This is a genomic window from Moraxella sp. CTOTU48841 (assembly GCF_032061225.1).
Classification (GTDB): domain Bacteria; phylum Pseudomonadota; class Gammaproteobacteria; order Pseudomonadales; family Moraxellaceae; genus Faucicola; species Faucicola cinerea.
The window spans coordinates 218,660-243,118 of record NZ_DAMBFQ010000002.1; the positions used below are offsets into that span (position 1 = coordinate 218,660).

Annotated in this window: 22 protein-coding genes; 6 read left to right on the top strand and 16 right to left on the bottom strand. The window is 44.2% G+C overall.

What is annotated here, in order from left to right:
- Window positions 1-35: 35 nt before the first annotated feature.
- The 9 genes from RT034_RS03770 to RT034_RS03810 form a co-directional block, all read right to left on the bottom strand.
- Entirely contained in the window at window positions 36-1,406 is a 1,371-nt protein-coding gene (locus RT034_RS03770; protein ID WP_313014141.1) for an LLM class flavin-dependent oxidoreductase, read from the bottom strand.
- Between the two features lie 8 nt (window positions 1,407-1,414).
- Window positions 1,415-2,653: an SfnB family sulfur acquisition oxidoreductase gene (locus tag RT034_RS03775; RefSeq protein ID WP_313013843.1), complete on the bottom strand. Its 1,239-nt coding sequence runs from the start codon at window positions 2,651-2,653 to the stop codon at window positions 1,415-1,417.
- A 17-nt stretch (window positions 2,654-2,670) separates the two neighbouring features.
- The gene (locus RT034_RS03780) at window positions 2,671-3,888 is read right to left on the bottom strand and encodes an SfnB family sulfur acquisition oxidoreductase (protein ID WP_313013845.1); all 1,218 of its coding nucleotides are present in this window, start codon (window positions 3,886-3,888) and stop codon (window positions 2,671-2,673) included.
- Window positions 3,889-4,144: 256 nt separating this feature from the next.
- A complete protein-coding gene (locus RT034_RS03785; RefSeq protein WP_007117079.1) occupies window positions 4,145-4,342 on the bottom strand; it encodes a hypothetical protein in 198 nt (65 codons plus the stop codon).
- Entirely contained in the window at window positions 4,339-5,637 is a 1,299-nt protein-coding gene (locus tag RT034_RS03790) for a YeiH family protein (protein WP_313013848.1), read from the bottom strand. Before RT034_RS03790 ends, RT034_RS03785 begins: the two co-directional genes overlap by 4 nt.
- Before the next feature lie 347 nt (window positions 5,638-5,984).
- Complete coding sequence (locus tag RT034_RS03795; RefSeq protein ID WP_313013851.1) at window positions 5,985-6,776, bottom strand: ATP-binding cassette domain-containing protein; 792 nt, start codon at window positions 6,774-6,776, stop codon at window positions 5,985-5,987.
- Window positions 6,776-7,672: an ABC transporter permease subunit gene (locus tag RT034_RS03800; protein ID WP_138018502.1), complete on the bottom strand. Its 897-nt coding sequence runs from the start codon at window positions 7,670-7,672 to the stop codon at window positions 6,776-6,778. The genes RT034_RS03795 and RT034_RS03800 overlap by 1 nt, the downstream gene beginning before the upstream one ends.
- A 141-nt stretch (window positions 7,673-7,813) precedes the next feature.
- Window positions 7,814-8,830 (bottom strand): aliphatic sulfonate ABC transporter substrate-binding protein, encoded by a 1,017-nt coding sequence (locus tag RT034_RS03805; RefSeq protein WP_313013854.1) that lies wholly within the window; start codon window positions 8,828-8,830, stop codon window positions 7,814-7,816.
- A gap of 355 nt (window positions 8,831-9,185) precedes the next feature.
- A complete protein-coding gene (locus RT034_RS03810; protein WP_313013856.1) occupies window positions 9,186-9,848 on the bottom strand; it encodes a TetR/AcrR family transcriptional regulator in 663 nt (220 codons plus the stop codon).
- Between the two features lie 282 nt (window positions 9,849-10,130).
- On the opposite strand from RT034_RS03810, the gene RT034_RS03815 reads away from it, so the two are divergent.
- The 5 genes from RT034_RS03815 (at window position 10,131) to RT034_RS03835 (ending at window position 17,706) form a co-directional block, all read left to right on the top strand.
- Complete coding sequence (locus RT034_RS03815; protein WP_313013858.1) at window positions 10,131-11,279, top strand: acyl-CoA dehydrogenase family protein; 1,149 nt, start codon at window positions 10,131-10,133, stop codon at window positions 11,277-11,279.
- A 112-nt stretch (window positions 11,280-11,391) separates the two neighbouring features.
- A complete protein-coding gene (locus tag RT034_RS03820) occupies window positions 11,392-12,600 on the top strand; it encodes an acetyl-CoA C-acetyltransferase (RefSeq protein WP_007117086.1) in 1,209 nt (402 codons plus the stop codon).
- 48 nt (window positions 12,601-12,648) lie between these two features.
- Complete coding sequence (locus RT034_RS03825; protein WP_313013860.1) at window positions 12,649-14,817, top strand: 3-hydroxyacyl-CoA dehydrogenase NAD-binding domain-containing protein; 2,169 nt, start codon at window positions 12,649-12,651, stop codon at window positions 14,815-14,817.
- Complete coding sequence (locus RT034_RS03830; protein WP_313013862.1) at window positions 14,810-15,871, top strand: CaiB/BaiF CoA transferase family protein; 1,062 nt, start codon at window positions 14,810-14,812, stop codon at window positions 15,869-15,871. The genes RT034_RS03825 and RT034_RS03830 overlap by 8 nt, the downstream gene beginning before the upstream one ends.
- Window positions 15,872-16,020: 149 nt before the next feature.
- Window positions 16,021-17,706, top strand: a complete 1,686-nt coding sequence (locus tag RT034_RS03835) for an AMP-binding protein (protein WP_313013865.1) — start codon at window positions 16,021-16,023, stop codon at window positions 17,704-17,706.
- Window positions 17,707-18,057: 351 nt separating this feature from the next.
- Here RT034_RS03835 and arsC read toward each other — a convergent pair whose 3' ends face one another.
- Together arsC and RT034_RS03845 are read right to left on the bottom strand one after the other, a co-directional pair.
- The gene (arsC, locus tag RT034_RS03840; RefSeq protein WP_313013868.1) at window positions 18,058-18,468 is read right to left on the bottom strand and encodes an arsenate reductase (glutaredoxin); all 411 of its coding nucleotides are present in this window, start codon (window positions 18,466-18,468) and stop codon (window positions 18,058-18,060) included.
- A 25-nt stretch (window positions 18,469-18,493) separates the two neighbouring features.
- Window positions 18,494-19,786 carry an arsenic transporter gene (locus RT034_RS03845; protein ID WP_313013869.1) on the bottom strand — a complete coding sequence of 431 codons (1,293 nt, stop codon included), beginning with the start codon at window positions 19,784-19,786 and terminating at the stop codon, window positions 18,494-18,496.
- A gap of 67 nt (window positions 19,787-19,853) precedes the next feature.
- Here RT034_RS03845 and RT034_RS03850 point away from each other — a divergent pair, with 67 nt between their 5' ends.
- Complete coding sequence (locus RT034_RS03850) at window positions 19,854-20,120, top strand: ArsR/SmtB family transcription factor (RefSeq protein WP_313013874.1); 267 nt, start codon at window positions 19,854-19,856, stop codon at window positions 20,118-20,120.
- 103 nt (window positions 20,121-20,223) lie between these two features.
- Here the strand turns inward: RT034_RS03850 and RT034_RS03860 are convergent, their stop codons facing one another.
- The 5 genes from RT034_RS03860 to RT034_RS03880 form a co-directional block, all read right to left on the bottom strand.
- The gene (locus tag RT034_RS03860) at window positions 20,224-21,120 is read right to left on the bottom strand and encodes an alpha/beta hydrolase family protein (protein ID WP_409566295.1); all 897 of its coding nucleotides are present in this window, start codon (window positions 21,118-21,120) and stop codon (window positions 20,224-20,226) included.
- Window positions 21,121-21,196: 76 nt separating this feature from the next.
- Complete coding sequence (locus RT034_RS03865) at window positions 21,197-22,018, bottom strand: crotonase/enoyl-CoA hydratase family protein (RefSeq protein ID WP_313013875.1); 822 nt, start codon at window positions 22,016-22,018, stop codon at window positions 21,197-21,199.
- Between the two features lie 15 nt (window positions 22,019-22,033).
- Window positions 22,034-22,609, bottom strand: a complete 576-nt coding sequence (locus RT034_RS03870; protein ID WP_313013876.1) for a TetR/AcrR family transcriptional regulator — start codon at window positions 22,607-22,609, stop codon at window positions 22,034-22,036.
- A gap of 5 nt (window positions 22,610-22,614) precedes the next feature.
- Window positions 22,615-23,040, bottom strand: a complete 426-nt coding sequence (locus RT034_RS03875) for a hypothetical protein (RefSeq protein ID WP_313013878.1) — start codon at window positions 23,038-23,040, stop codon at window positions 22,615-22,617.
- A gap of 850 nt (window positions 23,041-23,890) precedes the next feature.
- Window positions 23,891-24,439 (bottom strand): N-acetylmuramoyl-L-alanine amidase, encoded by a 549-nt coding sequence (locus RT034_RS03880; RefSeq protein ID WP_313013879.1) that lies wholly within the window; start codon window positions 24,437-24,439, stop codon window positions 23,891-23,893.
- Window positions 24,440-24,459 lie beyond the last annotated feature (20 nt).

Sequence of the window (24,459 nt, forward strand, 5' to 3'; positions counted from 1 at the left end):
CTGATAGCACTAAAAAATATCCTCTAAACAAGCCCTTAATATCGAAAGCTTTGCACTGGGTGTGAACTGGGTAACCGCTCACCTTTGCCAATGAGCTTGTGGCGTAGACTGCCTTGTTTGTATTCGGTTTTGAAGCGTCCACGACGTTGTAGCTCAGGAATGACATACTGAATAAAATCCTCGTAAGACTCAGGCGTGACCGTGCGAGTGACGTTAAAACCGTCAATCCCTGTCTCGTCCACCCAGGTCAACAATGCTTCAGCCACCTCACGTCCATCACCCACGATTAGCGGATAGCGTCCCCCTAACCGATGCTCGGCTATCAGCTGCGCCTTGGTAACCTGCTGCTGCTGAAAGCGCTGGTTTACCGACGCAATGCTATTGGTTTGTTGGTAGGCAATCACCTCGTCATCGGCATACTGTGATAAATCAATCCCCACCGAACTTGAGTAATGTGCCAATCCTGCCTCGCTACTGGCATAGCCTTCATATTCTGCCAGTTTTGCTTGGGCAAGGTCGTGACGCTTGTCAGTCACTACTGTGATTCCCATCAGCACTTTGATGTCATTGGGATTGCGACCCTGTGCTTTTGCCAACTGGCGAATCGTCTCCACCTGCCGTTTAATCGCTGATTTTTCACCACCCCCAATAAAAATCGCCTCCGCGTGCTGGGTGGCAAATGCCAAACCTTTGGCTGATGCCCCTGCTTGAAATAACACCGGCGTGCGCTGAATAGACGGCATCACTTGAAAAACGCCGTCACTTTGGTAAAAACGCCCTTGATGGTGAATCGCTTTTACCTTGGCAGGGTCAGTAAAAATGCGCGTCTGTTTGTCTATTTTGACTGCATCGTTTTGCCATGAGCCTTCCCAAAACTGGTAGCACAACTGCAAAAACTCGTCCGCTTGCTCATAACGTAAATCATGCGCCTTTAGCCCTTGATTACCAATCAATCGCTCAGCGCTGTCCAAATACCCTGTCACGATATTCCATCCCAAACGACCTTGGGTTAAGTGATCTAGACTCGCCATACGTCTAGCAAATTGATAAGGCGTCTCATAACTTAAATTTATAGTGATACCAAAGCCCAAATGCTCGGTCACCGACGCCATGGCAGACACCAAGGTGGTCGGGTCATGGCTTGGCAATTGCACCGACTCTTTAAGGGTCACATCAATGTTATGTTGATAAACGTCATAACAGCCTGTGATATCCGCCAAAAACAACCCATCAAACAGCCCTTGCTCCAAGGTTTTTGCCAAGCCTGTCCAATAGCTAAGCTCATTGAATCGATAAGATTCATCCCTTGGGTGCGTCCACAAACCATGATTGATATGCCCAGCGCAATTCATATCAAAGGCGTTGAGAATAATCGGCTTTGGCGGGTTATTTTCTTTTTTTACCATTTCACCCATCACAACGTCCCTCGCCGTGGCGGCAATACCCCATTGAGTGCATAATTGGCAATAAAGTAGTATTTCCACCGTGCCGCATCGTGCAAGGTATGCACCCGTGCGTTTCGCCAATACAGGTCTAGCCCTTTGTCACGTTGGCTACCGCGACTGCCTGCCAGCTCAATGAGCTGTGAGGAGGTTTTTAGTGCCACTTCGGTGCTTAATGCGCGCACTGCCGCGACCGCCAATGACGCTTGGGCAATATTTTGCTCATTGGGCGTTGGACGAGCGGCATCGATGGTTTGGGCAGCGTGTTTGAGCAACACCTCCACCGCTCGCACATCTGCCGCACTGCGCCCAATTTGCAATAGCGTGAGTGGGTCATCGGTCGCTTTATCCACGCCCGAATCAATCCAAGGACGAGCTTGCCGCACTTGTACCAAGGTTTCATCAAACGCCCCACGTGCAATACCTGTCTCAATGGCGGCGTGCAACAGCTGGGCAAACGGCCCGCAAACCGTTGGGTTTTGATAGGCTGTATCCAAAGCAATGACATCGTCTTTATCCACAAAAACTTGGTCAAATAAGACCGTGCCTGAGCCTGTGGTACGTTGACCAAAACTTTGCCAATCATCAATCAGCGTGAGACCTTTGGCACCTCGCTGCACAAATGCCAAAAATTCGCGGTCGTTGTCATCTTTTACCAAGGTCGGAATACGGTGTGCAAACAGACTGCCTGTGCAGTAGAATTTTTCGCCATTGATTAGATAACCGCCTGCCGTCGAGGTGAGTTTGGTGGTTTTATCAACGGCATTTTTGGGCTTAAACTCAGCCAACGCATTGCCTAGCCGCGCCCCTTGTAATACTTCAGCAAAAATGCGTTGCTGCTGGGCTTCTGTCCCCGTGTTTTTTAATACTTCTAACGCATAGTAATGATTTTGCGGAATTTGCCCAATCGCCCCATCTGCACCACTCAATAGCGCAATGATTTGAGCGACGGTCCAACTTGATACATCAGCGCCGCCAAAGCGTTTTGGCACGGTGATTGCCCATAACCCTGATTGGCTCAAGCTTTCAATTTCTGCAAAGGGTAATAGCCGTTCGCGGTCTCGTTTTATACGTTCTTGTTTAAACGATTGGGCAAGCTGATAGGCGATTTCTAATGCTTCGTTGTCCGACTTGATGATATGGGCGACTGGCGCAGGTTTGACTAGCGAGGCTTGAGCGTCCGTTACTGGACGGGTGATGGTATCTGACATGGTGTTTTCCTTACTTTCTAAATCCAAGCATGACGGTTGGGCAATTTGTGATTTAAGTAATAATCGCCCAATGCGTGTAACTTCCAGCGCACTGGGTCATGCAAAGTATGCACGCGGGCATTTCGCCAATGCTGATCCAAGCCATGCTCGCTAAGTGATGAACGACTACCGCCAATTTCAAACAGTTTTTCAGAAATCGTGAGAGCGGCGTCATTGGCATATACTTTGGCTTCTGCCACTTTGATAGACGCGAGTGCTGCCTCTTCTGCGGTGACAAAATCCAATCTATCCAGCGCATCCAAATAATCAGCCGCTTCTTGCAGTAATAGGGTAGCCGCATCCAAGCGTACTTTTAACTTTCCCACTACTTGTAGCAAATACGGCTCAAAGCGCGCAGCTTCGACTTTGGCATCGACAATGGGACGGGCTTTTTTTGCCACAGCTAAGGTATCTTCAAACGCCCCTTCTGCAATTCCGACATCAATCGCCGCTTGTATCAGCTGAGAATAAGCCCCACGATACGTCGGTGCATCGCTAAGCAAGCGCTCATCAAAAATTAGCTCAGGTAGGACTTTGACTTGGTTGAGTTTGACCGTGCCGCTTGAGGTGGTACGCAGTCCAAAACCATCCCAATCATCTACTACCTCAACGCCCGTTGCGGTTTTATCAATAATGGTAAGTACCACATGACCCTCAGGGTGTAAGGCTTTAATCGCCAAGTAATCGGCAAAACTGCTGCCTGTTGAATAGAATTTTTCCCCGTTAAGATAGTAACCATTGTTGGCAATGGTCAATGTCGTTGCCAAGGTTTTGCTGTCTTTGGTGTCACGTTCTGGCCCGCCATTGGCTAAGCGACTACCTGATAAAATCTCGCCAAAAATAAAGCTTTTTTGACTGTCATTGCCGATGATATTGATGATATTGAGTAGGCTGATTTGATTTTGTGGAATCAAACCAATATTGGCATCGGCTTTGCTCAAAATGCGAAAGACGTCTGCCAAGGTGCGATTTGACACTTCGGCGCCGCCATATTGTTTGGGAATACGTATGCCGCCAAGCCCGGTTTGGCTAAATAGATCCATCACTGCAAAAGGTAATTGTCGCTGTTGGTCGCGCTCGTCGCGCTTGATGAGGGCAAAATCCGCCACTTGCTTGGCAGCTTGAATGGCTTGCTCATCAGTGACAATGCGTTGCGCTTTGGCATATTTATCAAGTGGCTGATTAAAATCCGTCATGCTAATTCCTTACCGCTAAATGCTTGAATAAGACATCATGGTAAAGATTTTTTTTCGCAAAGATAACCAAGATATTTTGCTATCTATAGCAAGAAATGTGATGAACAGCATGTCATTTAATTGATTGGGTAAACATAAAAAAAGCCCATTAATTTTTTAATGGGCTTATCTCAGGGCTTAGACCAACAGGTAAATTGTTGGATAAATTTCAAACCAATAACAAAGCTAATTTGTCGCCATAGTTTTTTTCAAACCATCAAAAATATCCCCACTGCCGGTGATAATTTACTGTCAGCTGATATTGATTTTCATCAATCCCCGCTGCTTTGAGGGCTTTTTTTAACTCCCACGTATCAAAGACGGCTTGGGAGCAATGATTGCTAAAGCCAAATTGCGCTAACACCGTCTTTGGCAATGGGATTTGACTTTTGATAGTGGTTGATTGGGTAATCATAAATTTATCCAATAGTTTGCAAACACATGGTTAGAGAGCCAATAGCCTAGCGGTAGATTGACCAAAACACCCGCTGTAAACGCAAGTACAGGTTTAATGCCCACGCTTGCCAATGCTTTAAATCGCGTTGTCATACCAATTGATAAAAACGTTAAGGTAAAAAACCAACCGCGATAGTCCTTGATAAGACCCAATGCTTGTTTATTAAAGGCTTCAGCGTTGGGTGCAATCAATACAAATAAGGTAGTGATGATTGAGGCAATAAAAAAACCGATAATAAATTTAGGAAATCGACGCCAAATCTCTGATTTATCAATTCGCTCGTTCGTTGAAGCACGCTCCCAGACAGTGACCGATAAATAAGCTGCCAAAAATGCCCATAATCCAACAAACATATCTCGGCCTACCACTTTCATTAATGTAAAGGCTTGGGTAGCAGACTCATTACCAATCGCTTCAACCGCCGCAAAACCAGCAGCATCTGCAAATTCAGACGTTCCAATCCAAGCACCGGCAATCGCAGGGGGCAAATCCAATAACTTACAAGCAAATGGCAGCGCAAAAATCATAATTACCGCCCACACAATCACCAACGAAATTGACGCCGCCACATGCTCATGCTTGGCTCTACAGGCACCGCCAATGGCGATCGACGCTGACACCCCACACACCGAACCACCTGCCCCAAGGGTCGCTGCAAATCGGTTATCAAGCTTGAACACTTTTGTTGCTACGAAATAAATGGTAGAAAAAGTCACAACCGAAACAATTAAGGCTTGTACGATGGCCGCCGGACCCGCTTTTAAAATCGTAGTGAAGGGTAAGGTCGCCCCCATTAAAATAATACCAATTTTGACATAGTATTCGGTTCTCAGCACTTCCTTTAATTTATCAGCAATTGAGGTAAAATTGCCAAGTAACAGACCAATGAACAAGGCTACTAAAGGACTTTCTAGTTGCCATGCTTTGACAGTCTTATTACTGCTTAAAATCAAAATGCCCGCCGCCATCAAAAACAATAGGATAAATTTGGCTAAAAATAGGGGTAACTTTATTTCAGGTTGCGCTGATTTGGCGCCCAAAAATAGCAGTAACCCGAAACCAATTCCTAAGCTTAGCAGTCCTAGGATTGAATGGCTAATTAGGTTAAATAACTCACTAAAGTCTGACCAAGGTTTTATTTTGACATTTAAGTTGGCGATAGGTATTTGCAATATATACAAGGTGCAAATCACCACCACAATAAATAGTCCCAGCACAACCGACCAATTATCCTCATTTTTTAAAAATTTCATGACCTCACGCTCCTTTCTCCCAATATTGATATAACACTTGCATCAAATAAAAAAGGCATTATTTCATAAATTATTGATTATACTTAATAACCATAACTGATATGAATATAAGAAATTATGCTAACAGGCGGTACTGTGACCGCATAATGTTTAGGTGTTTTTTACTTACTGACTTAGCGCCAATAAAAGCGCTGAGCAAAGCTTTGACTAGCCTAGACAGAAAAAATCAAATCGATTAAGTTTATCGTTAAAAAAGCCCATTAATTTTTTAATGGGCTTTTGCTAAATAAAGGGTGCCAAAGAGTGCCAAAAGGTATCAGTGGCTTGTCATTGAGCGATAGGGAGACTCAATGCACCGCTAAAATCTTATCCAGCACAATTTGCTCAAGTGGCGCAGTTTTAGTCATGTTATTACGAGGATGCGGCAATAAGATTGGCAAGTCCAGTCCAATTTTGCCTTGTTCAATTAAAATCACCCTATCGGCAGTGATGACCGCTTCACTGACATCATGGGTCACTAAAATCACCGTAAATCGATGTTCTTGCCATAATTTAACCAACAGTTGCTGCATATCAAGACGAGTTAATGCATCTAGCGCTCCCAATGGCTCATCAAGTAGCAACAGCTGGGGACGATGAATAATCGCTCTAGCCAAAGCCACTCGCTGCTTTTGCCCCCCTGACAATGCCGATGGCCAATCGTCAGCCCGCTCTGCCAAGCCGACTTCCGCTAACGCTTTCAACGCTTGCGCTTTCCAGTCTGGCGTTTTTAGCCCAAGCCCCACATTTTCCAGCACTGTTTTCCAAGGCAATAATCGGTCATCTTGGAACATCAGCCGCGTAGATTGTCGCCATGCCTGAGGCGACATTGCTTGATTGGCAATTGACATGGCTGTCAACTCCCCACTACTCGCCGTTTCTAACTGAGCAAGTAAACGCAGCAGTGTTGATTTGCCACAGCCACTGTGCCCGACAATAGCGATAAAATCACCACTTTGAATGTGCAAATCTAGGTTTTTAATGACTTCTCGATTGTCAAATTTTTTGACCACATTGGTTAAGCTTAAAGCCAATCCTGCTGAGGTTTTTGATGGCGTTCTGGATGACGCTGACAATGGTGCTGACAATGGCGTTGACATTAGTGTGCTCCTTGTTGATAAGCGGGGTGCCATTTGAGCCAAACAAATTCAAGCTTTTTGGCAATAAAATCGGCTAAAAACCCTAATAATGCATAAACCAAGATTGAGAACATAATGATATCAATCTGAAAAAATTCGCGAGCGTGCATGGCTAAATACCCAATGCCTGTGGTAGCCGAAATGGTTTCCGCCACAATCAGCGTCAGCCACATAATGCCCAATGAAAAACGCACCCCCACCAAAATACTCGGCAATGCCCCAGGCAAAATCACTTCTTTAAACAATGCCCAACCTGTTAAATCATAGCTTTTTGCCATCTCGACCAGATGTTTATCTACATTACGAACGCCGTGATAGGTATTCAAATAAATCGGAAAAAATGTGCCAACTGCCACCAAAAAAACCTTTGCCGCTTCATCAATCCCAAACCACACGATGACCAGGGGAATTAATGCCAAATGTGGGATGTTTCTCAGCATTTGAAAGGTGGTATCCAATAACGTGCGAAATACAGGCAAAGTGCTGGTCAATAGCCCAAACCCCAACCCAAACAACCCGCCAATCAACAACCCCGCAAACGCTCGCAGCGCACTGATACCGAGATGCTGCCAAAGCTCACCACTTTTTATGAGTTCATAGCCTGCTTGAAGAACGGCACTGGGTGACGAAATATTTTTAAGGTAAGCTTCAGGCAGTAATTGAAAACTTGCTACCAGTTGCCAACCCGCCAACATGAGTAACGGCAACCACCAACCCCCTGTACGCCCAAATAGGGTTTTAACAACCTTGCGGGTTGACAATGTCTTGACTGGCGCATTCACCCTTATCGGTTTCGTCGGTAGCGGCTTTGATGCCGCTACCACTGAATTATCCGCAACAAAACTTGACGTTTTCATAAACAATCTCTCAATGCAAATTTATCAATGCAACTTTATTAATGACTGTTAAAAGCTTAACTGTCGGCTGTATCGCTTCAAAGTAGTAAGTGCAAGCTAGCGTCATAAAGGTTACCTACCCTTTTTTACTAGCCATAGGGTTTACTTGGGTGGATACCAGACAATATCTTTTACCTGTATTTGTTTTGGCAGCAATTTATTTTTATAAAAAGTATCCGCTTCTTGCTGCTGCGCTTGAATGATGTCATCGGTGATATAGTTGACACCGTAATTTCTTGATTTCACCGAGGCTAACGCCACGTCAGGTTTTAGATTGGTGACTTTTTGGATCATTTTGCTAAAAGCTACCGGGTCAGCGGTAATGGCTTTATCCGCTTCATCAATGGCTTTGACAATGTCTTTAACCACATCGGGATGTTTTTGAGCAAAATCCGTTGATGCCAAATAAAACGATGTATTATTGGGCTTAAGACCTGTAGCATCGGTCAACACTCGCGCTTTTAGCTCAATTTTAGCACTCGATAGATAAGGCTCCCAAACGGTCCAAGCATCTAGTTTCCCTGATTCAAAGGCAGCACGGGCATCAGATGGCTGTAAATACTTGACATCTATGTCAGCAAAGCTCAAGTTGTCACGTTCCAATGCTTTTAGTAACGTATAGTTGGCACTAGAGCCTTTAGTCACCGCCACAGATTTACCTTTTAATTCAGCCACTGACTTTAAGGTTGAACTCGCGGGGACAATGACGGCTTCAGACTGTGGTGAAGGTTTTTCATAGGCCACATACACTAGATTACTACCCGCAGCTTGGGCAAAAATGGGCGGCGTGTCCCCTGTGGTGCCAAAGTCAATATTGTTGGTATTTAGCGCTTCTAGCAGCGGCGGTCCCGATTGAAACTGCACCCAATTGACTTTGATGCCCGATTTTTCGAGCGACTTTTCAAGCAGCTTACTTTCACGCAAATACACCAACGCCCCTGAACTTTGTAATCCGATACGCACTTCTTCAAGTGGTTTTGAATCACCGCTCTTAGTGTCATTGGTCTGTGCTTCATTGGTGGTTGCCGCATTGGCAGATTTGGTGGTATTTTGCTCGCAACCTGCTAATAGCAAGCTAATACTAAACCCCGAAATAAGTAGAGCAGAAACTTTTTTCATTACAATACCTTATGCAATATTTAGGACAATTTGTCCTTATCCTCAAAATTTTTCATTTTTTTCGAGATGAAATGCTATCAAGCGCTATCAAACATCATCGAATGGCGCTATTATTCCACAGAATAATAACAAAGCTTAATAATTATAATTGATAAGAATATAGCGGAATTTGCTAACTGCTTTAATTTATTGTTTATTGATAGCGCAAGGGTGTGTGGACAGATAAATGCTATTCTGCGTAGAGAAAAACATAGCGCGCAAGCGCTACAGCCAGTGCTGGACCGTTCATTTATTAATAATAGCGGACAAACATTCCTAGATTGTTGTTCGTGTATTTGTAAAATGCGTTATTCTCTTAGTCATGCCGTGAAATAGCTTGCCATAGGATATCAAACAAAGGATCAAAGTCAGCTGTCATCGGTTTGGCAGCGTTTCTTAACACGTGCATCAGCCCCAATCGGGTGATAAACCCCATAAACACATCTAATAAGGTTTTAAGCGAGACATTTTGATTAAGCTCCCCACGCTGCTGCCCATCCGACAACACTTGCAAAAAAGCTTCCATCAAATCCTTGTTTTCATAAATGGCAATATGTTGATAGTGGGAGACAGGAATCGCTGTAGAAAAAAACAATACCGCATCAGGATTGTGGTCAACAAAATCAAACATCACCCATAGCGTCTTACGCAGCCGGTCTTTGACACTATCAATACCGCTCAAATGGTCAATCATTCGAGCGGCTAGGCGACTAAGCACTCGATCTAAAATCACATAAATCAGCGTGTTTTTATCGCCAAAATATTTATACAAGGTCTGCAGTGACACGTTCGCGTGTTTTGCAATTGACTGCATAGTCACACTATCCGCAGCGACCTCGCTCTCATCACTGGCATACAGCGTAATCACACTTTTTTCGATTTTATCTAAGGTTGCAGGTCGTATCTGCGCAAGTAAGGTTAAATCACCCACTGCATTACTAGGACGTCCAAGCGTCATTGGCTTTTTCAACGCAGTCATAACATTCTCTATTTAGATATTTAAAAAATAGTAATATAGGTTACCATATCCACAGACAATATTGTTCTCATTTTTTATCTTTGTTATGATGACGGCATTATTTGGCTATTTAATCATAATCTTAGGGTTTTTAGTTGGTATTACAATGGTAATATAAATTACCTTTGTAATATAATTTAAGGATAAATGACTATAAATAGCCGAGCAATTTTTTAAGGTAGTAATTAATATTACTATTATAACGGTTCAATTAATCTCTCAATAACGAACGAGGAATCAAGGATGATCAACCATTTTGAATCAAGCTGGATGAACGAAGAAGTCGCCATGCTAGAAGATACTGCCAAGAAGTTTTTTCAAACTTGGATTGACAAAGACATCGAGTGGCGAAAAAACGGCATGATGGATAAAGAATCATGGCTTGAAGCAGGCTCGATGGGCTTTTTATGTGCATCGATGCCTGAAGAGTATGGCGGTGCCGGTGGCGACTTTCGTCATGAAGCGGCATTGATTTATGCCCAAGCCGATGCGGCCTTGAGCGGATTTGGTGGCTTTTTGCATTCAGGTATTGTGGCACCTTATATCTTGCATCATGGCAGTGAACAGCAAAAACAGCGTTGGTTACCAAAAATGGCAACGGGCGAATTGGTTGGTGCGATTGCGATGACCGAGCCAGGGACGGGGTCAGATTTGCAAGCTATCAAAACCTATGCCGTTAAAGACGGTGATGACTACATTTTAAATGGTTCTAAAACCTTTATTACCAATGGTCAGTTAGCCAACCTAATTATCGTCGCTTGTAAAACCGACCGCGAAAAAGGCGCTCAAGGGGTATCTCTCTTGGTGTTAGAAACCGATGGTTTAGCAGGCTTTGAGCGGGGTCGCAACTTAGAGAAAATCGGTTTATCATCACAAGATACCTCAGAGTTGTTCTTCAATAATGTGCGTGTCCCACAAAAAAACTTATTGGGCAGTGTGGAGGGCATGGGTTTTATTCAGTTGATGCAAGAGTTGCCACAAGAACGCTTAATCATTGCTTTGGCGGCGGCCGGGGCGATTAAGAAATCGATTGAACTTACCATCGAATATACCAAAGAACGCCACGCCTTTAACAAGCCTGTGTGGTCATTCCAAAATACCCGATTTAAACTTGCCGAATGTAATGCGGACTACCTTGCCGTCAGGGCGATGTGTGATGCGGCACTCGAGGCCCATCTTAACAAAAAACTGACCGTACAACATGCCGCTCTATTAAAAGCCTTTACCACGGATAAACAAGCCAAAGTCACGGATGAATGCTTACAGCTATTTGGTGGCTATGGTTATATGCTGGAGTATCCGATTGCCCGATTATACGCCGATGCCCGAGTGCAAAAAATCTATGGCGGTACCAATGAAATCATGAAAGAGTTGGCGTCTCGTTTTATGTAACTCATCGTTTTATATGGCTGCGCCACTTTTTAGCTAGCCTAGATATTGGTATCAGATATTAGGATTAGCCATTAGCAATTGACAAATTTTAATCATGATTAAGGAAAATCAAATGAGTAATACCGCTTATATTTATGATGCTATCCGCACGCCGCGTGGCAAAGGCAAATCCGATGGCAGCTTGCACCAAGTCGCCCCAATTTGGTTAATCAGAGAACTGCTGACAAATTTACAGTCGCGCAATCAGTTGGACACACAGTTGGTGGATGATGTGGTACTAGGTTGTGTCACCCCTGTTGGTGAGCAAGGCTCGGATATCGCCCGAATTGCGGTAATTGATGCCGGTTGGGCAGAATCGGTGGCAGGCGTTACCCTATCACGGTTTTGTGCATCAGGGCTAGAGTCGATTAATTTAGCCGCGAGTAAAATCATGTCAGGCATGGAAGATATGGTGGTGGCAGGTGGCGTGGAGTCTATGAGCCGTGTCAAAATGGGGTTAGACGGCGGGGCTTGGTACATGGACCCACGTGTCAATACCGCCACCGGCTTTGCCCCACAAGGCATCGGTGCTGATACGATTGCGACGTTAGAAGGGTTTAGTCGCAGTGATGTTGATGCATATGCCACCGAGTCTCATCGCAGAGCCCAGCAGGCTTCTGAGCAAGGGTATTTTGCTAAATCGATTATTCCTGTTAAAGATATCAATGGTCTGATGATTTTAGACCATGACGAAACCATTCGCGCTGATACCAGCGTTGAACGCTTGGCAGAATTAAAGCCCTCGTTTGCCATGCCAGGAAAAATGGGCTTTGATAAAGTAGTCTTAGATAAATATGCCACGATTGAAAAAATTAACCATGTGCACCATGCCGGCAACTCATCAGGTATCGTTGACGGGGCCGCGTTATGTCTGCTTGGTAGTCAATCAGCGGGACAAGCGGCGAATTTAAAGCCCCGTGCCAAAGTCACGATGGCGGCAGTGGTGGGGTCAGAACCGACGATTATGCTAACAGGTCCGACATTAGCCGCAAGAAAAGCCTTAGCTCGGGCGAATATGCAGGTGTCCGATATTGACCTATGGGAAATTAACGAAGCGTTTGCAGCGGTGCCAATGAAAACGGCAAAAGACCTAGGGCTTAATATGGATATCGTGAATGTCAACGGTGGTGCGATTGCTATGGGACATCCATTAGGGGCAACAGGGGCAATTTTGATTAACACCTTGTTAGATGAATTGGAGCGCCGAGATTTGACCACTGGACTTGCGACCTTATGTGTCGGTGGCGGTATGGGTATTGCCACGATTATTGAACGTGTTTAAGTCGCCTATTTAATTGAATTAAAAAACTGAAGAAAAAAGGATGTTTCTATGACCAGTCTTACCAGCCAAGCGGCGAATCAATTGGCCAATTTTTCTGCCACTGACGACGATAATATTGTCATTTTGACCATTCAACAATCTCGCAAAATGAATGTGCTTGATGAGCATTTTAGCAATGATTTAGAAAAAATCGCTCAAAGTTTTATGGAAGACAAAGACAGCAAAGGGCTTATCATCACCAGCGATAAAGATAGCTTTATCGTGGGTGCCGATATCGACCAATTTGCCAATATCCAATCCCCCAAGCAAGCTTTTGATTTTGTTGAACATTTCAAAAAGGTGTTCCGCAGCCTTGAAACCTGCGGTAAACCTGTCGTCGCTGCATTAACCGGCACTGCCTTAGGTGGCGGGCTTGAAGTAGCGTTGGGCTGTCATTATCGCATTGCCGTTGACCAACCGAATGCCAAATATGGCCTGCCTGAAGTCAAATTGGGCTTATTACCTGGGGGCGGTGGTACGCAGCGTTTAATGCGTCTTGTCGGTATGCAAAAAGCGTTAGAGTTGATGACCCAAGGCACTAAGCTTACCACCCAAGCCGCTCATCAGCTTGGCATTATCGATGCGGTAGTTACTGATAAAACATCACTGATTGAACAAGCCAAACAGTGGATTCATGAGCATCCAACCGCTCAGCAGCCTTGGGATGCCAAAGGCTTTAAAATCCCTCAAGGTAACGCCTTAACCCCGCAAAATGCCCAAATGCTGAGCATTGCCCCTGCGATGGCAAATCAAAAATCGCATGGCAACTACCCTGCCATTACCCACATTTTATCATGTGTGTTTGAAGGTAGCTTAGTGGATATCGATACAGCGCTGGCGCTTGAATCCCGCTATTTTGTCGCCTGTGCCATGTCACAAGTGTCAAAAAACATGATTGGCACGCTTTGGCACCAACTCAACAGCATCAACAAGGGCCAATCTCGTCCAAAATCTATCCCGCCATACCAAACCAAAAAAGTCGGTGTGTTGGGTGCAGGGATGATGGGTGCTGGTATTGCCTATGTCTCTGCTAAGGCAGGCATTGACGTGGTATTGCTAGATACCACGATGGAAAATGCGGATAAAGGCAAAATGTATTCAGAAAACTTGCTGAATAAAGCGATTGCCAAAGGCAGAAGCAATGATAGCAAAAAACAATCCTTGCTGGACAAAATTCAAACCACCACGGATTATGCAGATTTAGCGGATTGTGACTTGGTGATTGAAGCGGTGTTTGAAGACCGTGATATTAAAGCCAAGTGTACCCAGCAAACAGAAGCAGTCACCGCTAGCGATGCGATTTTTGCGTCAAATACCTCAACCTTGCCAATTACCGGTTTAGCCAAAGCGAGTGGCCGTCCTAAGCAATTTATCGGCTTACACTTTTTCTCACCTGTCGATAAAATGCCGCTTGTGGAAATCATTATGGGCGAGCAAACCGATGAAACTACGTTAGCCAAAGCCTTTGACTATGTATTACAAATTGGCAAAACGCCGATTGTGGTCAATGATAGCCGTGGTTTTTATACGTCTCGTGTGTTTGCCACCTATATCACCGAAGGCTCTGCCATGCTCTCTGAGGGCGTCCATCCCCGTCTGATTGAGGTAGCTGGTATCAAATCGGGTATGCCAGTCGGACCGCTGGCACTGCAAGACGAGGTGTCTTTAGGTCTGATGCTGCATATTAATGAGCAAACCAAAAAAGACTTACAAAAAGAAGGCAAAGAAATGCCGCATCACCCCGCCGATAGCGTGGTCGAACTGATGGGCAAAACCCACGGGCGTTTGGGTAAAAAAGTCGGTAAAGGGTTTTATGACTACCCAGAGGGAGGTGAAAAACAACTGTGGCCCGGGCTATCAAACTTATTCCCTGTCGCAGACACGCAGCCTACTCAGCAAGAGCTTATTGACCGCTTTATGTTTATCCAAGCCAATGAGACCGCCCGTTGTTATGAAGAAAACGTGATTAATTCAATCGCAGATGCCAATATCGGCTCTATCTTTGGTTGGGGATTTGCCCCGCATCATGGGGGTACCTTGCAGTTTATTAATGCCTATGGCGTTGATAATTTTGTCGCACGCAGTCAACAACTTGCCGAGCGTTATGGTGAGCGCTTTGCCCCTGCCCAAGTTTTAGTAACTATGGCAAAGGCGCATAAGGAGTTTGTTAATGAATGACGCCATAGCTGCACTGGGTATAGCTGACTGCTTAACAGGGCTAAAAGTTATTGACTTATCACGCAACTTGCCGGGTCCATTTGCCACACGACTGCTCGCTGATTTGGGGGCAGATGTGATCAAATATGAACCTAAGCCAGGTGACCCTGCACGGGCGTTGGGCAATTTGTTTGATGCTTTAAATCATGGCAAAGCTTGTCACAAAATGGACTTCAAACATCCCGATGATATTGCTAAGCTCAAAAGCGACATTGCCACTGCTGATGTGATGATTGATAGTTTCCGCCCCAACGTATTAGAAGGCATGGGACTTTCGCCACAGGCACTGCTTGCGGAAAACCCAAAGCTGGTGATTGTTTCCATCACTGGCTATGGTACGACGCCCAACTGGGCGGATAAAGCCGGACACGATATCAACTTTATGGCAATGAGTGGCGTACTTGACCAACTCAAAACCGCATCGGGTGAACAAGCCATGCCCAATGTTCAATTTGCCGACTTGGCTGGCGGGAGTGACACAGCGGTTATCGCTTTATTAGCGGCCGTTGTCAATGCCAAGCTAACTGGCAAAGGTCGCCATATCATCATCAGCATGACCCATAGTTTATACAACCATTTGGTGATGCCAAAAGCGACGGGGAAATTTGTCAAAGCATTAACCCAGGTAACACCGACGCCTGAGCAGGATTTTTTAGGCGGCGTGCTGCCATGTTACCGGCTATATCAGACACAAGACGGTCGTTATATGGCAGTCGGCTCGCTTGAGCTAAAGTTTTGGCAAGGCTTGTGTCAAGCGTTAGATGTTAATGAACATGCGGCTAGCCATTGGCAAATGGGCGTACTGCCTACTCATCCGCAGAGCCAAGCCGCTGCCCAAGCGATTGCCCAAAAATTTGCATCGCAGCCACTTAGCCACTGGCAGCACTACTTTACCCAATTTGATGTGTGCGTGACGCCTATTTTAACCTTGGCAGAAGCCGCCTGTCATGAACTATTTGCTAATCAAGATGAGTATGGTAATGTTAAGCCTTGGTGTGATAATGATTGCAACTAGGCTATTCATTTGCGTCACTATCAACTCAAGGCACAGTAATTGATAGTAATCAAAAAGCGCGGCAATACGCGCACCCTAATAGGCCCATGGAAAAAACCTTTTCAAGGGCCTATTAGCCTATTTTCTAAGGACAGAAAAAGGATAACAACATGGAAAATTTTTGGACAAAATTTTATGACCCTGCCACCGCCGCACGCATTCCCGCTTTAACAGATCAATCGTTAATAGAATTTTTTGATGATCGTTTAACGGCCTTTGCCTCACGAGAATTCACCAGCAATATGGAGCGAGCTATCAGCTATCAACAGGCGGATAACGTCGCACGCCTTGTCAGCCGCTGGCTACAAGCCCAATCCTTAAGCGCAAATGCCAGTGTCGCTATCATGCTGCCTAACGTACAAGCGTATTTACCGGTCATGATAGGTGCGATTCGCTCAGGGTATGTTTTGACGCCGATTAATCCGCTACATACAGCTCGTGAATTAGAGTTTCAGTTGATTGATGCCAATACCGAAGTTATTTTTATTTTAGAAAATTTTGCTCACACTTTACAAAAAATCATTGATAAAACCCCAGTGAAAAAAGTCGTGATTATCCGTTTAGGGGACTTGTTAGGATTAAAGGGTAAAATAGTCGATATCGCTGTAAAATATGTCAAGAAAATGGTAGCGCCTTACCAAATTGACCAAAAGTATCAGCCATTACGATTGGGTCAAGTGATGAAAATCGCTAAATCCATGCCTTACCAACAGCCATCCAAATCACTTGATGATGTTGCCTTTATCCAATACACCGGCGGCACCACTGGCAGACCCAAAGGCATCTTGCTGACCCATCGAAATATTTTGACAGCAGTTGAACAATACTATCAGTGGTTTTTGCCGGTACTCAACCAACAAAAAAATGCCGAACAAGTATTCCATAGTATCCTAGCGTTGCCGCTATATCATATCTTTGCGTTTATCTTTTCCATGTTAGGCATGAAATCTGGCATGCGCATGACCTTGGTGACTAACCCTAAAGACACTGCCAGTTTTATCAAAATATTATCTGCTAAGCCGTTTCACATTCTTCCTGGGGTGAATACCTTGTTTCAGGCATTAGTTAACCACCCCGATTTTAAAAATGTCGATACCCGTCAACTAAAATTATCAATCGCCGGCGGTATGGCAGCCACCCCCGCCACGGCCAAGGCTTGGCTTGAGCTCACTGGCTGCCCATTAATAGAAGGATGGGGCATGTCCGAAACTATCGGTGCAGGCACGTGTAACCCCCTCACCAACCATGAGTACACTGGCGATATTGGCCTACCTTTACCGAGTATCGATATCAAAATCTGTGATGATGTGGGCAACGAAGTGGCGTTAGGCGAAGTGGGTGAGATTTGTATCAAAGGTGATAATGTGACTATAGGTTATCATAACATTGACAACACCGATTATTTCTTACCTGAAGGTCATTTAAAGACAGGCGACATTGGGATGATGATGCAAAACGGGCATATCAAATTAATGGATCGCAAAAAAGATATGCTGATCGTCAGTGGCTTTAATGTCTATCCAACCGAAATTGAAGCGGTGCTGTTAAATCACCCGAAAGTCCAAGAATGTGCCGTGATTGGCGTTGAAGATGCGCTTCAAGGACAATCGGTTAAAGCCTATATTGTCAAATCAGATGACAGTTTGACGATAGATGAGCTTAAAGCCTTTAGTCATGAGCAATTAACCGGGTATAAACGGCCACGTCAATATACGTTTATTGAGCAATTACCCAAAACCGCGGTTGGCAAAATTCAAAAAACTGAACTGCGATTACTTGAGAAAAATAGTAAATAATGGTGTCAGCCCAAAGAATGGTCAGATGTTTACCTTTCAACCCTCGAAAAATCACTTAAACCCTTGATATCACTGCAATAAAAAAGCCCCAATCAATCGACTGGGGCTTTTGGAATATGGTAGGCATAATCTGACTCGAACAGACGAAAACCTTTAAGTTAAATTACCCTAAATTGCATGTTAGCAAAATCCATTAGATATAGGACTTACGCAAAAGCATAAATTTTTGCGTAAGTCCTAATATACAAGTTATGATTTAAATCAATACGATAGTTTATTGCTGAAATGAGAAAGCCGTTAATGGGGAGTCCCAGTAACGGCTTACAAGTTCAATAAAAACAGGTGTTTTGACTAAATTGTCGGCTCAATCTTTTCCCCATCTTCTTTGATAAAGGTTTTGGTTAAGGGCGTATCAATCAAATCTAATACAACTTCGGAAGGACGGCACAGCTTAACGCCTTTATCACTCACAACGATTGGACGATTGATTAGAAGTGGGTCAGCTAACATAGCTTGAATAAGGTCATCATCAGTCAAACTAAGGTTATCTAGTTTACGTTCAGCGTAAGGCGGCACATTTACACGCAGTAATTGTCTTGGGGTAATACCCATTTTGGTAATTAAATCACGCAGGGTTGTTTCATCAGGTGGGTTATCCAAATAATGAATAACAGAAGGCTTAATGCCTTGATGTTTGATAAGAGCAAGCGTGTTGCGTGATGTGCCACAGTTAGGGTTGTGGTAAATTGTGATATTTTGCATACTTGTTCCTTTTTAAGTTTTAAAATTATTGAATTATTGGCAACCAAATTGCCAATGCAACCAATGTAGCCACCAATACAGGCAAGGTTAAAATAATACCGACTTTAATATAATAACCCCAACTCACCGTAATATTTTTACTGGCTAAAACGTGCAACCATAATAAAGTAGCGAGTGAGCCAATCGGGGTAATTTTCGTGCCTAAATCACAGCCTATTACATTGGCATAAATCATGGCTTGCTTTATCATGGGGTCATGGATAGTCGCCTCATCAATCGCTAAAGCTTGAATTAGCACCGTTGGCATATTATTCATGACAGATGAAAGCCCTGCCGATAATAACCCTGTTGCTACTGTAGCTGTCATCATGCCATGATTAGCGAGTTGGCTTAACTCATGAGCTAAATAATCGGTCAGCCCTGCATTTTTTAAACCATACACCACCAAATACATACCCAATGAAAATATCACCACTTGCCACGGGGCATTTTTGACAATCGGCAATACCGTTATTTTTTTACCCATTTTCGCTACCACAAGCAACACCAACGCTCCAACCCCTGCAATGAAGCTAATGGGTACACCTATAGGCTCAAGCACAAAAAAACCCAACAAAAGTAACGCCAATACCACCCAACCCATGATAAAGGTATTTTTATCCACGATAGCCGATTGTGAGTTTTCGATTAAATCCAACGCATAAACCGTAGGAATGTCTTTATGATAAAACCCATACAATACCAATAATGAGGTGACAACCGCTACCACGTTTACTGGTATCATCACTTTGGCATAATCGGTAAAAGGGATTTTAAAAAAGTCAGCCGACACAATATTTACCAAATTAGACACCACGAGCGGAATACTGGCGGTATCAGCGATAAACCCTGCTGTCATAATAAAAGCAAGGGTAGTCGCAGGGGAAAAGCGTAACGTGGTTAAAATCGCAATCACAATGGGTGTTAATATCAAAGCCACACCATCATTGGCAAACAATGCCGATACCACCGCCCCAAGTAGCACAATAAACGCAAACAACCGATTACCGCTACCTTTTGCTAATCTTGCAACGTGCAAGGCGATATAGCGGAAAAAGCCTGCTTCATCAAGTAACAGACTAATAATGATAATAGCAATAAAGGCAAAGGTAGCGTTCCAAACAATATTCCACACTACAGGAATATCGGCAACCGTTATTACCCCTAATAGCAAAGCTATCCCAGCCCCAATACTGGCAGTCCAGCCGATACCCAAGCCTTTAGGTTGCCATATTACAAATATCAAAGTCACTAGAAAAATGAGTAATGCGGTAATCATTGACTGCCTATAGAAACCTGTTAAAATTGAGCTATACTATAATCTATATATTTGGATATGTAAATATATGAATAAAACAGACTTTCTCAAGGCGTTAAGCGACCCCACTAGATTAAAAATTGTGCGACTACTTAATCAGAAGCAAGCGTTATGCGTGTGTGACATCATCAGCGAGTTAGGCCAACCACAGCCAACTATCTCACGGCATTTAAACCAATTAAAGCAAATCGGTATTTTAGAAAGTGAGCGTAAAGGCACTTGGATTTGGTATTCGATTAGTCAAGAGTTACCAAGTTGGGGCAAAGCGGTAATTGGTGCATTGGAATTAAATTAAAGGCGTTTCCTCGCTTAATTCAAAATACCTCTCCATGGGTTTTTTTCCCTTCAAAGCTGAATGTGGTCTTAGCCAATTAAGGCTATGTCTGAGCTGTTTTATTTTAGAGGAGAGTTACATCCAACGATGGCGTCATCGTTGTTTCAATCCATGATAAGACATTTTCCCATAATGGCTGGGCGCTGGCTCTAAAATAGCCCATGTGCCCAATCTTGGGCAGTGATGCGGTTAAGGGAATGTCTAGCAAGGTTAAGTCTGCGTTTGTATAGCCTTGCATAAAGGCATCCCGCGATTTTGGTAATGCCCACAAATCATCCACCGCGTTTGCCGCCACGATAGGCACCTTTATTTGGGCAAATTTTTCTTGCATTTTTTCTGATACAATTGGGTCATCAAAAAAATAATGCGGATATTTGCACCATTGTCGCCACTGCTTATAGACACCATAAGGCAAATCTTCACCCATTCCCAACATTGACATCGGGGTATAACCTTTAAAGAACGTTAAAGCAGGTAAGATAGCATTCCACAACAAATTAACGCGCATCGATTCTCGGCGTGTCATCCATCCACGCCACCCTGCACCCGTAGCAAAGACATACATACCCGAAATTTTATAATGGTTGGGTAGAAGTCCAAAGGCATGACCACCAAATGAGTGTCCAACGATAAAGGTTGGGGTTTCACCTGTGGCAATTTCATCAATCACTGCCGCCAAATCTAACCTAGCCCAATCAAGAAAACTTGCTTTAAAGCCTTTAAGCTTCGCTACCTTAGATCGAGCAATGCCCCTATAATCAAACGTCACTGTGCGATAGCCATTGTCTGCGGCAAACTTAGAAAATCTTTGGTAAAATTTTTGTGGCACACCCGTTGCCCCTGCGATCACAATCGTGGCTTTATACTTTTCAGGCTCATAGCTTGTGGCTGCCAATGCAAAGCCATCGGCTGCTACAATGGTAAAATCTCTTTGGGTGAAGTGTTCAAAAGTAGGTGTCATAAGTCACAATTCATTGGGTGATAAAATGGGTTGATAAAATGCGTCAATAAACTAGGCATTGACCTTAGTCATCTATTTACTTGCCTTGAAACTGGGCTGATCGCTTCTCTCTTAAGGATGCGACACCTTCTGCAAAGTCTTGGGATAAAAACAAATCTGGTAAGTAACCAAGGACATTGGCAAAGGCAGTTTTAGGATCTTGCTCAGTCCCTTGTTTGGCAGATTGTAATAAACGTTTGACGGCTAGAGGGGCAGAATGACTGCTAATCTGTGTGGCAATCTTAAGTGCGACGGCAAACTGCTCGCCTTTAGGCACTACTTGGCTGACCAATCCCATCGCATCTGCCGTGGCGGCATCAAAGCGATCGCCAGTAAGCAAATAAGGCATGGCTTTTTGCCAACCTGCCGTTTGTACAAAACGGATGGTTGCCCCACCAAACGGCATCAAGCCTCGTTGCACCTCCATTTGGGCAAAGCAGCTGTCATCACTGGCAATCACAATGTCGGCATTGAGCATCAGCTCGATACCCGCAGTAAAACAAAGCCCTTGTACCGCAACAATATAAGGTTTAGTGCGTTGCATACCTGACACACCCCAAGGGTCTATACAGTCGTTCGGATAATCAAAAATACCTGACAGTACCTTGTCTTGCAGCTCAATCAAATCAAGCCCTGTGGTGAAATTCTCCCCACGCGCATACAGCAAGGCACAGCGTAATTCATCCCGCTGCTCATACTCAGTAAGCGCCTTTGATAGCTCTTGAATCATCAAGCTATCAAAGGCGTTATATTTTTCTGGGCGATTGAGCTCAATGAGTAACACGCTATCTTTTTGTTCTACATTTAGACGGACATAATCGGTCTGGAAACTGGCTTTATCTTGGTTATTAGATGTCATCTCTGACTCCTTGTATTAGTTGGCTAAAACTGGCTTACTGGCTAATTGAGCATCGATGCGTTCATAAACGGCTTGTAAGTAACTGGGGTCATCATAAATTCGCCCCAGTAAAATCGCCCCTTCATAATCCGCCACACTTTGCTTGGCTAAGGCATCCGCCTGTGCTTTAGAATAGACCTCATCAAATAACACCTGCATGGTTTGTTGCCAACGGCTTAAAAACTGCCGAGTTAATGCCAGTAGCGATGGCGATAAATACCTTGCCTCACCGCCAATTACCGCCATCAAGCAGCCCATACCGCCTTGGCTAAAAAACTTGACCGCTTGCTCATGTAGCCGTTGATAACGCATTTGGGCGGTGCCTGCCTCATACACCAAACTAAATAATTTATGGTCAACCAATTGGTGCACGTAGCTGAGCATATCTGCTACTAAGCTTTCTTTGTCTTGGTACTCATAATAAAACGCTCCTTTGGTCAAATCACAGGCACTTGCCAACATCGCCATACTGGTGCCTTGATAGCCATGTTGTTTAAAAACAGGCATACAATACTGTAACAGCTGCTCTCGACTGAGCTTTTGTGGTCGCATCTTGGCTACGCTCCATTCTTTAAGGTGAAGGGCTTTGTCATCTGTACATAGCCCATGACATACGCTAATAGCCCAATCGCCGCAAGTGCCTCTAGCCAAATAAACGCATGAATCTTAAGGCTAATGTGCTCACTGGGGATGAGGTAGTGACCCAATACCAATAAACTCATTAGGCAATACAGCACCATACTCACCAAGCCCCAATACAAGTGCTGATGTCTAATCAGCCAAAGTGCCAAAAGGGCAAATGGGGTCATCAAAAACCAAAATGCATCCACCAACGCGGGATTGAGCCAGGTAGGTTCGGGATAATGCGCAAAAAACAAAATATTGTCCACATAGTGCAAAATCGTGGTGAAAATATTAAACCATACCAACCATTTTAAGCTGGTATATGTCCAATATTTGCGGTTAGGTTGTTCAATTAGCATATTAACTCGTTAACGATGTCCATTTAGCTCTTTAATAATCATAATAAAAACAATTTAAACGAACGTTTAAAAATAGTCAATAAACATTTTGCTATTAGTGCATGCTGCAAAGCAGTACTTTAAGGTGCTCCCCAATGTCTAGACCCATCAATTACCGCCATCAAGTATACAAAGCCCCTGACTAGGCGAACGTAGGTGATATCCGTACGCCATACCTGATTACACCGTGTGATGGGCACACTCATCTCGGGGGTGAGCTTGGTTTGGTGCTTTTTAATCAGTCATTCAAGCATAGCCTTCGTCTTGCACGCGTGCAAGACGGAGAGCTATGCTCGTAGTGGATGCGGAGAATATCTACTATTATTCATTAATTCCGTCAGGCTATGCTGCCTGACTCAAGTAAACCTGTCTCCGATAAATTCGGGGTGGTTCAGGCGGCTTAGAAATAACGAGGTGCGATTCGTTAGGGTTTTGGTATATTCACCGCCACACAGGCGACTGAGTCTTAATTAGTAAAACAGTGAAGTTTATTTATTTTTACTAAAGTGACCAAAAACAAGTGGGTGTGAAATTAAAAGTCTTAAAAAAATGCGTGGTCACCTTTTGGTCACCATTCAATTTCTGTAGTAAAAAAGGTGCCCAAAATCACAAAAGTGGTCAAAATTTCAACTCTCGAAAAACCACGTGAAGACTTGATATCACTGCAATAAAAAGCCCCAATCAATCGACTGGGGCTTTTGGAATATGGTAGGCATAATCTGACTCGAACAGACGACCCCCACCATGTCAAGGTTGTTTAAATTTTTTTAAAACAATTATTTGCATTAATTTGGCGTAATTTTGGCGTAAATTAAGCCGCGCACGGTAAGCCAAAATGCTCGGCAATCACATCGGCTAACTCACGTGCAACCAACCATTTTTTGCTTTGATAGATTGCCAGCTCTTTTGGATTGCTGATAAAAAACAGCTCCAAGATAATGCCGCCACCACTCACATACGCCAATCGACTATGCTGCCCACTCGATTGGTCTTTCCACCCACCCGCGTTGCCGCGGACGGGAATGCTCATCACATCACTGATTGCACTGCAAAGTTTTTGGCAAATTGCCTTGTCTTTTGGCTGTGCCAGTGCCTCGACGCCACCCGCTTGGCTGGTTGATGCCGCATTACAGTGGATTTCAATCGCCAAGTCGCTGCCGGGGATTAACCGCAGCGCTTGGCGCAAAGATTGGTTATCGTTGCCATCGCCATCGGTACGTACTTTGAGTCCAGCGCGCTCAAGATAGAGTTTGAGCATGTTACGCATGTCAGTTGCGATGTACGCCTCGGTGATGTTGCCGTTGACTGCGCCTGGGTCACCGCCGCCGTGACCCGCTGTGATTGTTACTGTTTTTGTCATACTTTATCCTTATAAAATAA